This window comes from Mycobacterium sp. pUA109 (assembly GCF_041287095.1).
In the GTDB taxonomy this organism is placed as follows: domain Bacteria; phylum Actinomycetota; class Actinomycetes; order Mycobacteriales; family Mycobacteriaceae; genus Mycobacterium.
In genome coordinates this window covers 1-8,903 of the sequence record NZ_JBGGKS010000044.1, presented here as the reverse complement: position 1 = coordinate 8,903, position 8,903 = coordinate 1, and the positions used below count along the sequence as shown (strand labels likewise).

10 protein-coding genes are annotated in these 8,903 nt (G+C 68.9%); 4 read left to right on the top strand and 6 right to left on the bottom strand.

Annotated features, from left to right (window positions below):
* Positions 1–91: 91 nt before the first annotated feature.
* Positions 92–874 (bottom strand): crotonase/enoyl-CoA hydratase family protein, encoded by a 783-nt coding sequence (locus ACAG26_RS27505; protein WP_370486246.1) that lies wholly within the window; start codon positions 872–874, stop codon positions 92–94.
* A gap of 48 nt (positions 875–922) precedes the next feature.
* Between ACAG26_RS27505 and ACAG26_RS27500 the strand changes: the two genes are divergently transcribed.
* Positions 923–1,540, top strand: a complete 618-nt coding sequence (locus tag ACAG26_RS27500; protein WP_370486245.1) for a TetR/AcrR family transcriptional regulator — start codon at positions 923–925, stop codon at positions 1,538–1,540.
* A gap of 90 nt (positions 1,541–1,630) precedes the next feature.
* Here ACAG26_RS27500 and ACAG26_RS27495 read toward each other — a convergent pair whose 3' ends face one another.
* The 4 genes from ACAG26_RS27495 to hisN all read right to left on the bottom strand — a co-directional run bounded on the left by ACAG26_RS27495 (position 1,631) and on the right by hisN (position 6,332).
* Positions 1,631–2,845 (bottom strand): acyl-CoA dehydrogenase family protein, encoded by a 1,215-nt coding sequence (locus ACAG26_RS27495; protein WP_370486244.1) that lies wholly within the window; start codon positions 2,843–2,845, stop codon positions 1,631–1,633.
* Positions 2,846–2,877: 32 nt separating this feature from the next.
* Complete coding sequence (locus tag ACAG26_RS27490) at positions 2,878–4,281, bottom strand: acyl-CoA dehydrogenase family protein (protein ID WP_370486243.1); 1,404 nt, start codon at positions 4,279–4,281, stop codon at positions 2,878–2,880.
* 100 nt (positions 4,282–4,381) lie between these two features.
* Entirely contained in the window at positions 4,382–5,449 is a 1,068-nt protein-coding gene (amrS, locus tag ACAG26_RS27485) for an AmmeMemoRadiSam system radical SAM enzyme (protein WP_370486247.1), read from the bottom strand.
* Positions 5,450–5,540: 91 nt separating this feature from the next.
* Complete coding sequence (gene hisN / locus ACAG26_RS27480; RefSeq protein ID WP_370486242.1) at positions 5,541–6,332, bottom strand: histidinol-phosphatase; 792 nt, start codon at positions 6,330–6,332, stop codon at positions 5,541–5,543.
* Positions 6,333–6,356: 24 nt separating this feature from the next.
* On the opposite strand from hisN, the gene ACAG26_RS27475 reads away from it, so the two are divergent.
* A complete protein-coding gene (locus ACAG26_RS27475) occupies positions 6,357–6,686 on the top strand; it encodes a hypothetical protein (RefSeq protein ID WP_370486241.1) in 330 nt (109 codons plus the stop codon).
* Here ACAG26_RS27475 and ACAG26_RS27470 read toward each other — a convergent pair.
* Complete coding sequence (locus ACAG26_RS27470) at positions 6,683–7,261, bottom strand: TetR/AcrR family transcriptional regulator (protein ID WP_370486240.1); 579 nt, start codon at positions 7,259–7,261, stop codon at positions 6,683–6,685. The genes ACAG26_RS27475 and ACAG26_RS27470 overlap by 4 nt on opposite strands.
* Positions 7,262–7,342: 81 nt before the next feature.
* Here ACAG26_RS27470 and ACAG26_RS27465 point away from each other — a divergent pair, with 81 nt between their 5' ends.
* Together ACAG26_RS27465 and ACAG26_RS27460 are read left to right on the top strand one after the other, a co-directional pair.
* Positions 7,343–8,398, top strand: coding sequence for a saccharopine dehydrogenase NADP-binding domain-containing protein (locus tag ACAG26_RS27465; protein ID WP_370486239.1), 1,056 nt, complete (start codon positions 7,343–7,345; stop codon positions 8,396–8,398).
* Between the two features lie 84 nt (positions 8,399–8,482).
* Positions 8,483–8,903: hypothetical protein (locus ACAG26_RS27460; protein WP_370486238.1), on the top strand; the 421-nt coding region annotated here is incomplete at its 3' end.

The following is an 8,903-nucleotide window of genomic DNA, read 5'->3' as shown; positions in this document are numbered from 1 at the left end:
AGGACGTCGCCATCTCCTAGAAAAACGCCACTTTCTTCGCCAACACGCGTCATAACTCTCTTACTACGCACGCTCGCGCAAGGCGCGGCGCTTAGCGGCCGACGAACTCGGCGGGGGTGCGGGTCAAAAACGCCTGCACCCCGATCGCCGCATCCTCGGTGGCGAACAACCGCTGCACGCCCGGGACCAGGTCGGCTTCGGCGGCGGCCTCCCCGGCGCGGACGGCCTGCCGGGCGCTGCGCAACGTGGCCTGCACACCCAGGGGTGCCTGGCGGGCGATGGTGTGGGCGATCTCCAGGGCCCGCGGCAGATGCTGCCCGTCGGGCACCACCTCCTGCACGACGCCGATGCGGTGCGCCTCAGCGGCATCGAAGGTGTCGGCGGTCAGCATCCAGCGCATCGCGTTGCCCCATCCCGCCGCGCGCGGAAACCGGATGGTGGCGCCACCGAACGGGTAAATGCCGCGGGCGATTTCGAGTTGGGCGAAGGTGGCCGACTCGGCCGCGACGGTGATATCGGCGGCCAACATCAGCTCAATGCCGAGGGTCAGCACCTTACCGTGCACGGCGGCAACCAGCGGCTTGGACAGCTGCCGGCCGTCTACCTGCCACGGGTTGATGCCGCCGTCCGGGACGAGTGAGACATTGTTTTGGATGTCGCCGGCCACGCTGGCCAGATCCAGCCCGGCGGTGAACATCGTGCCTTCGCCGTAGAGGACGCCGACGCGCACGGTGTCGTCGGCGTCGAGTTCACCGTAGGCGGCGGCGAGTTCGCGCAGCATGGTCGCGTCGAACGCGTTGCGCTTCTGCGGCCGGTTGAGGCCGATGATCTGAACATGGCCGTCGCGACGGACCTGCAGCGTTTCGTAGCCCATAGGCTGTTAGACTAAATAGTCTAGACCAGATCGTCAAGAAAGGGTGTGATGGCGACGTCGGGCAAACCCCTGTCCCACAAGGAGCGACTGCTGCGCCAGGGGATGAAGTCGTTTTACGCCAACGGATTCCACGGCACCACCGTCGACGCGATCCTGGACGCCTCCGGGGTGCCGAAAGGCTCCTTCTATCACCATTTCGGCTCCAAGGACGCGTTCGGTCTGGCCGTGCTGGACCGCTACATGCGCCTGCAGCTCGAGGCGCTGGCGCGCTGGGCCGACGACGACGCGCTGAGCACCACCGAAAAGCTCACCCGCTACTTCACCGGGCTCACCGAGGCCTTCGTCAAGTCCGACTACCAGCGGGCCTGCCTGGCCGGCAAGTTCTCCACCGAACTGGCGGCCAGCGCCGAACCCTTCCGCGCGCAGCTGACCCACGCCCTCACCGAATGGCACGGCGGGCTGTCGCGGCTGCTGACCGAGGGGCAGCGCCGCGGCGACGTGCGCACCGATCGCTCCGCCGAAGAACTGTCGCACAGTGTGCTGGCGCTGATCCAAGGCGCGTTCGTGATTGCGCTGTCGACGCGGGACACCGCGACGCTGGACGCGGTCTGCGCGACGTTCAGCCCGTTGCTCGAAGGACCCGCGGAAAATTCGTCTCCACCGTGAGCGCGTTGAGATTGCGGCTGTGGTCGTGATTTTGCGTAAACCGCAACCAAAGACGCAATCTCGACGTCACCGGGGGACTGCTCGGCGGAATTACTTGAGCTCGGCGGAGCTCAACCCCAACAGCCGACGGGCCACCACCAGCTGCTGGATCTGCTGGGTGCCTTCGAAGATGTCCAGGATCTTCGAGTCGCGGGCCCACTTCTCCAGCAGCGTCTGCTCGGAATAGCCGACGGTGCCGGTCATTTCGACGGCCTTGAGGGTGATGTCGCTGGCCACCCGGGCGGCCTTGGCTTTGCCCATCGACGCCTCTTTGGAGTTGGGGATGTTGTTGTCGGCCTGCCACGCCGAGCGCACCGTCAACAGGTAGCCGGCTTCCCAGTCGGCCTCCAGCCGCAGGAACTCCGCGGCCGCCGCGCTTTGCGCGTGCGACGGCTTGTCGTAGGAGATCTCCACGCCGGCGTCGGTGAGGATCTTGCGCAGGTCCTCCAGCGCGGCCCGGCCGATGCCCACCGCCATCGCCGCGACGATCGGGCGGGTGTTGTCGAAGGTCTCCATCACCCCGGCGAAACCCTTGCCGGTGTCGATCTCCGGGCTGCCCAGCAGGTTGTCCTTGGGGATGCGGGCGTTGTCGAAGCGGATCACCGCGGTGTCGGAGGCCTTGATGCCCAGCTTCATCTCCAGGCGCTCCACGGTGACGCCGGGGTGCTCGCGCGGCACGATGAACGACTTGATCGCGGGACGTCCCTTGGACTTATCCAGCGTCGCCCACACCACGATGTGGCTGGCCCGCGACCCGGCGGTGACGAAGATCTTCTCGCCGTTGATCACGTACTCGTCACCGTCGAGGGTGGCGGTGGTGGTCACCGCCGCCGAGTCGGAGCCGAAGCCCGGCTCGGTGATCGCCATCGCCGCCCACACCTTGCCCAGCCGCTTGAGCTGTTCGGGGGTGGCCACCGACGAGATCGCCGCATTGCCCAGCCCCTGGTAGGGCACCGACAGCAGCAGCGCGACGTCGCCCCAGCTGATCTCCAGGGCGTTGACCAGCGCGGACATGTTGGCGCCGTTGCGGTTCTTGTCGGCCTCTTCGCCGGCCGCGAACGCCTCGGCGCCGGCGAACGCGAAGGCGTTGGCCTCCGAGATCCCCTCGAACAGGTTGGCCAGGGTGTCGAGCTCGACCGGGTAGGCGTGTTCCTTTTCCTTCAGGTCGTATTTGCGCGAGATCGGCCGCAGCATCTCCGCGGCACCCTGGTGCGCCTTTTCGATGACGTTTTGGAGCTTGCGGGGCATTTCCAGATTGATTGCCATGTCAGGACTTTCAGCTCAGATGTCTAGGGGAGTTAGATAACGACGACGCCCTCGGCGACGCCGATGGCCCGCAGGTCGCGGTACCAGCGCTCGACCGGGTGTTCCTTGGTGTAGCCGTGGCCGCCGAGCAGCTGCACGCCGTCCAGGCCGATCTGCATGCCCTTGTCGGTGGCCAGCCGTTTGGCCAGCGCGGCCTCGCGGATGAACGGCAGGCCCTGCTCGGCGCGGGACGCGCCGCGCCAGGTGATCAGCCGCAGGCCGTCGAATTCGATGGCGATGTTGGCGCACATGAACGCCACCGCCTGCCGGTGCGCGATCGGCTCACCGAAGGCTTCGCGGTCCTTGACGTAGGGCACCACGTAGTCGAGCACCGCGTGGCAGGTGCCCACCGCCAGCGCCGCCCAGCCCAGCCGGGACAGCGCGATGGCCTCGGAATAGATCTGGGCGTAGTCGGTGGCAGAGGTGTCCTCTTCCCCCAGCCGTGCGCTCAGCGGCACCGACACCTTGTCCAGCTCCACCTGGCCGAGCGCCGCGGCGCGGATCCCCATGCTCGGGTCGGCCTTGACGGTCAGACCCGGAGAAGACGACTCGACGATGAACAGGGCGGGTTTGCCGCCCAGCTGCGCGGCGACGATGAACAGCTCGGCATCGGCGGCCGCGGGCACCAGCGACTTGACGCCGTCGAGCCGGTAGCCGCTGGGTGTGCGCACCGCGGTGGTCTTGAGGTTGGTCGGGTCGAACAGCGGGTGCGGTTCGGCGATGGCCACACAGGCCTGCGGGACGTTGTCGCCGGCGAACTCCTTGAGGTAGGTGGCCTGCTGTTCGGCGCTGCCCCAGTGGGTCAGTGCCGCGGCCACCCCGCCGGGGGCCAGGATCGGCAGCGCCAAACCCATGTCGCCGTAGGCCAGCGCCTCGGCCACCAGGACATTGGTCACCGTGGAGCGGTGCGCGGCGATCCCCTCGAACTCTTCGGGGATGTTGACCGCGGTGATGCCCAGCTCGGCGGCCTTGGTGATCAGCTCGGCCGGGTAGCCGGCCGTCTCGTCGGCGTCGTAGGCGGCCGGGCGCAGCACCTCGGCGGCGAACTCGTCGACGGTTTCGACGATGAGCTTCTGGTCCTCGTCGGGGGTCAGGTCGAAGTAATCCTGCCCGCTGGCCTTGAGCCGGGTCGGCCCGCCGCGCAGCCCCTGCACCCGCTTGAACTGGCGGGTGCTGGCCCCGGCCACCGAGAACGTCTGCTTGATGCCGTAGCGCAGCGCCCGGTTGAGCGGGTCGCGCAGGTTGTATTTGTCCAGGAACTCCTGACCCACCAGCGGCGTGATCAGCGCCAGCCCGATGTCGGTGGCGGAACGCTTGTGCTTTTGCAGCCCGACGGCGCTTTCGCGGCCGGTCCGCTGGGGGCGTGCCTTGGAGCCGTTTGTCGCAGTGTTCGTCATGTCAGCAGCCTTCATCGTTGGGGAAGTGCGCGATAGACCGTATCTTACTCCAGAGTAAGGTCGACGGTGGTTGTTAGGTAATTCACATCGGGGGCCGGCCCTAAACCGGCAATCGTCGTCGGCCCCAGTGCCCGACCGGCCCGTCGTAGACGCCCGGCAGTCGCTGGCCGCATGCGGTGCAGCGGCCGTCGTCGCTCAGCGCGTAGTGCCGCATCGCGTACCAGTCGCGCACCACGACCGCCGTCCCGCAGCCCGGGCAGGTGGTGGTGCCGCCGGCCAGGTCGTGGACGTTGCCGGTGTAGACGTACCGCAGCCCGGCGGCGCGGCCGATAGCGCGCGCCCGGGTCAGGGTGGCCGGCGGGGTGGGCGGGGTGTCGGTCATCTTGTAGTCCGGGTGAAACGCGGTGAAGTGCACCGGCACATCGACACCGAGGTGCTCGGCGATCCAGGCGCATTCGGCGGCGATCTCGGCGTCGCCGTCGTTGCGTCCGGGGATGAGCAGCGTGGTGATCTCCACCCACACCTCGGTTTGCTGCCGCAGGTACACCAGGGTGTCAAGCACATCGGCCAGATGCCCGACGCAGACCCGCCGGTAGAAGTCCTCGGTGAACGCCTTCACATCGACGTTGGCCGCGTCGATGTGGGAGTAGAACGCCGCGCGCGGCGCCGGGCACATGTAGCCGGCCGTCACCGCGATCGCCTTGATGTCCCGGTCATGGCAGGCGTCGGCGACATCGGCGGCGTACTCCCAGAAGATCGCCGGGTCGTTGTAGGTGAAAGCCACACTGCGGCAACCTAATTCGTCGGCAATGGCCGCGATGGCGTCCGGTGTCGCCGCACTGGCCAAGGTGTCGACCTCGCGGGATTTGGAGATGTCCCAGTTCTGGCAGAACTTGCAGGCCAGATTGCAGCCCGCGGTGCCGAACGACAACACCGCCGACCCCGGCAGGAAGTGGTTGAGCGGCTTCTTTTCCACCGGATCAACGCAAAACCCGCTGGAGCGCCCGTAGCTGGTGAGCACGATTTGGTCGTCGGCGCGGGCGCGGACGAAACACAGGCCACGCTGGCCGTCGTGCAGCTTGCAGGCCCGCGGGCACACGTCGCACTGAATCCGGCCGTCGTCGAGGCGATGCCAATATTCGGTGGCGACGGTGAACGGGTCATCCAAGCTGACTGCGGTCATGGCGTGCGTTGGTGCGACGACCCGGCTCCGCCGCGGGCCGATAAGCCCGCATCGTCACCGGGCGCTGCACGCCACGCTACTCCGCGGAAAGCCTGCTCAGTACACCGTCGTGCAGGACGCCGTTGGTGGCCACCGCGCTGCCGCCGTGCGGGCCGGGGGTGCCCTCCAAGCTGGTGAACGTGCCGCCGGCCTCGCGCACCAGGATGTCCAGCGCCGCCAGATCCCACACCGAGACTTCCGGTTCGGCGGCGACGTCGACCGCGCCCTCGGCCACCAGGCAGTACGACCAGAAATCGCCGAACGCCCGCACCCGCCACACCTCGTCGGTCAACGCCAGGAACCGGTCGCGCCGGCCCAGCGCGGCCCAGCCGGTCAGGCTGGAGAACGACAGACTGGCCGAGCCCAATTCGGTCACCGCCGATACCGACAACCGGCGGGGCGCCGCCGCCCCGACCGACCCGAACGCGCCCAGTCCGGCCCCGGCCCACCACCGTCGGCCCAGCGCGGGGGCGCTGACCACCCCGACGACGGGCACCCCGTCGGACAGCAGCGCGATCAGGCTCGCCCACACCGGCACGCCGCGGACGAAGTTCTTGGTGCCGTCGATCGGGTCGATGATCCACTGCCGGCCGGTGAACGTGGTCTGCCCGCCGAATTCCTCGCCGAGAACGGCATCATCGGGGCGTTGGGCGGCGAGTGCCTCCCGCAGCGCCGCCTCGACCGACTGGTCGGCGTCGGTGACCGGGGTCAGATCGGGTTTGGTGTCCACCCGCAGGTCCTGCGCGCCGAAGCGGTCCAGCGTCAGCCGGTCGGCCGCGTCGGCCAGGGCCAGCGCCAGCGTCATGTCCTGCGTCCGGTCGCTACTCATGGCTGCAGTCCTACCATGGGCCTCGTGTGGGAATTCTTGACGCTGTTGCTGCTCGTCGCGATCCTGGCGGTGTTTGTCGCCCCGCGGTTGCTGCGTCGCGGCCCGGGCAGCGGCGCGCAGACGGGCACGCTGCTGATCACCGGGGTCAGCCCGCGGCCCGACGCCACCGGTGAGCAGTACGTCACCATCTCCGGGGTGATCAGCGGCCCGACCGTCAACGAACATCCCGTGTACCAGCGGATGGCCATCGACGTCGAGCAGTGGCCGTCGATCGGTGAGCTGCGCCCGGTGGTGTACTCACCGCGCAACCCGGACAACTGGCGTTTCGAGGCGCCGGAGCGGACGGAGTTCTAGGTCGACGGCGTATTCGTCAGGCGCCTCATCGCGGCCAGGGTCTGGTTGATGGTGGCCGGGAGATCGGGGTCTCCGTGCTGGTTGAGCCAGCGGGTCACCGCTATCCGGAACGTGGTCACGGCGATCTCGGCCGCCAGCTGGGCGCTCAGGTCGTCGGCGCCGCGGTCGCGGAAGCCCTGCTCCAGCGCCTCCGACATCAGCGAAAACTTGCGCAGCTCGCGTTCATGCAGGGCAGGCTCGGCGTCGATCGCGGCCCGGCGGCGGAGCAGGTAGTCGAGGCTGCGGCCCGCGAAGATCTCGGCCGCGGCAGGGGCCAGGCCCTCGGTGATCAGGTCCATCGGGCCCAGCGAGGGCGGGGCGTCGGCCATCAGGCGGGCCACCCGCTCGGGTACCAACTCCTCGCCGGCGAAGAGCACCTCACGCTTATCGGCGAAGTGCCGGAAGAAGGTACGAGTCGTGAGCCCGGCCCGCGCCGTGATCTGCGGCACGGTGGTCTCGGTGAAGCCCTGCTCGAGGAAGAGGTCGAGCGCGGCCTGCTCAAGCCGTTCTCGCGCGCCCGGCTGCCAGCGACCCATGCGCCAAATTCTAGTGATGACACGTCGTGTCGTATCGTGCAATAGTGATGACACGACGTGCCATGACTGATGGAGGCGAACATGACGGATGAGATCTGGGTGCTCGGTGCGACCGGGCGGGTCGGCCGGGAGGCGGTGACGCGTCTGCAGCAGGCGGGCGCCGAGGTGGTGGTGGCCGGCCGCAATCGGGAGCGGCTGACCCAGGTGAGTCGGGACGCACGGGCGGTGACCGGCACGCTCGACGAGGTCTGCGCACGGCTGGCCGCCGAGGCACCGACCGTGGTGATCAACACGGTGGGGCCGTTTGCGGTCACGGCGCCGCAGGTCGCGCGGGCCTGCCCGCCAGGCACCCACTACGTCGACGTCTCCAACGAACTGAACGCGTTCGAGCTGCTCCACGGCATGGACCGGGAGGCGGCGGCGAGCGGTCGCACGCTGGTCTGCGGGGCGGGTTTCGGCGTGCTCGCGACCGAGAGCATCCTGCTGCATCTGTTGGCGGGCGAGGAAAAGCCTTCCCGAGTACGCGTCGACGCCATGGCATCAGTCGCGATCGAACCCGGCGCCGTGGGCGAAGCCCTGGCCGCCACTATCGTGCACGCGTTGCTCGACGGCGGCCGCGAGGTGCGGCGGGACCGGATGGTACGCACCCGGGCCGGCCGTGCCGCGGAGCGATTGACCACCCCCGACGGCGACGTGGTCACCACCGCTTCCCTGGGCGGTGGCGAACTCTTCGCGGCCTGGCAGGTCAGCGGTGCCCCGTCGGTGATCGGCGCCTCGGCTCTCGCCCCGGCCAGCCCGGTCGTCCGAGCGGCCCTGCCGGTGATCGGCGGCGTGCTGCGTGTGCCCGGCCTGGCCGACTTCGCCACGCGGCGGCTCGCCCGCATCGCGACGACCACGGCCAAGGAGCCCCCGCGCCGATCGTCCTGGGGCCGCGCCCGAGTCGAATGGCCGTCCGGCCGCATGCGTGAGGGCTGGCTGCGCACCGGCGAGGGCATGACGTTCACTGCCGGCGCCGTCACCGAGGTGGCCCAACGCCTGGCCAAGGGCGAGGGCCGGCCCGGCGCGTTCACTCCGGCCAGGCTCTTCGGCCCCGAGGTGGCGCTGGCCGCAGGCGCCGAGTTCGTGGTCACGGCCTGAGCCGGGCCGGGCACGGCCTGGTCTTGCGCTGCCTTACTGGCCGCGGTCGCGGGTACGCCGGACATCGGGGAACATGGGAACGCGATGGCCGCACCACAGCAGTCCGACCCGTCCCCGGACGATCAGCCCGACCAGCCGCGGATCATCCGGCTGCGGATCGTGCCCTGGGACGTGATCTGCACCGTCGCGCTGTTCGCGTTGCTCGTCGTGGTGGCCACGACCACCGACTGGTGGCCGCGGCTGTTCGGGTTCCTCGACGACGTGTGCGCCACCGACGACTGCCCGCCGGCGCCGTTCGGCATCAACTACTACGTCTACCCGGTGGTGTGGGGCGGTTTGGGCGCGGCGGTTACCGCCGCGGTCATCGGCCCGTTGGTGTCGCTGCTGAAGGGCTGGTACATGTGCTTTTGGATGGCGATCGCGCTGCGCATTGTCAAGTGGTTAGTGCAACGTGGGGAGGTTCTGGCAAATCTTGGGGCGGTGGTGTCTGGTGAGCGCCGCGCGG

Bases quoted from the DNA above. Each gene is read 5' to 3' on its own strand.
- ACAG26_RS27465 (WP_370486239.1), top strand. From the start codon at position 7,343: ATGACGGATGAGATCTGGGTGCTCGGTGCGACCGGGCGGGTCGGCCGG.
- ACAG26_RS27470 (WP_370486240.1), bottom strand. From the start codon at position 7,261: ATGGGTCGCTGGCAGCCGGGCGCGCGAGAACGGCTTGAGCAGGCCGCG.
- ACAG26_RS27500 (WP_370486245.1), top strand. From the start codon at position 923: ATGGCGACGTCGGGCAAACCCCTGTCCCACAAGGAGCGACTGCTGCGC.
- hisN (WP_370486242.1), bottom strand. From the start codon at position 6,332: ATGAGTAGCGACCGGACGCAGGACATGACGCTGGCGCTGGCCCTGGCC.
- ACAG26_RS27505 (WP_370486246.1), bottom strand. From the start codon at position 874: ATGGGCTACGAAACGCTGCAGGTCCGTCGCGACGGCCATGTTCAGATC.
- ACAG26_RS27495 (WP_370486244.1), bottom strand. From the start codon at position 2,845: ATGGCAATCAATCTGGAAATGCCCCGCAAGCTCCAAAACGTCATCGAA.
- ACAG26_RS27490 (WP_370486243.1), bottom strand. From the start codon at position 4,281: ATGACGAACACTGCGACAAACGGCTCCAAGGCACGCCCCCAGCGGACC.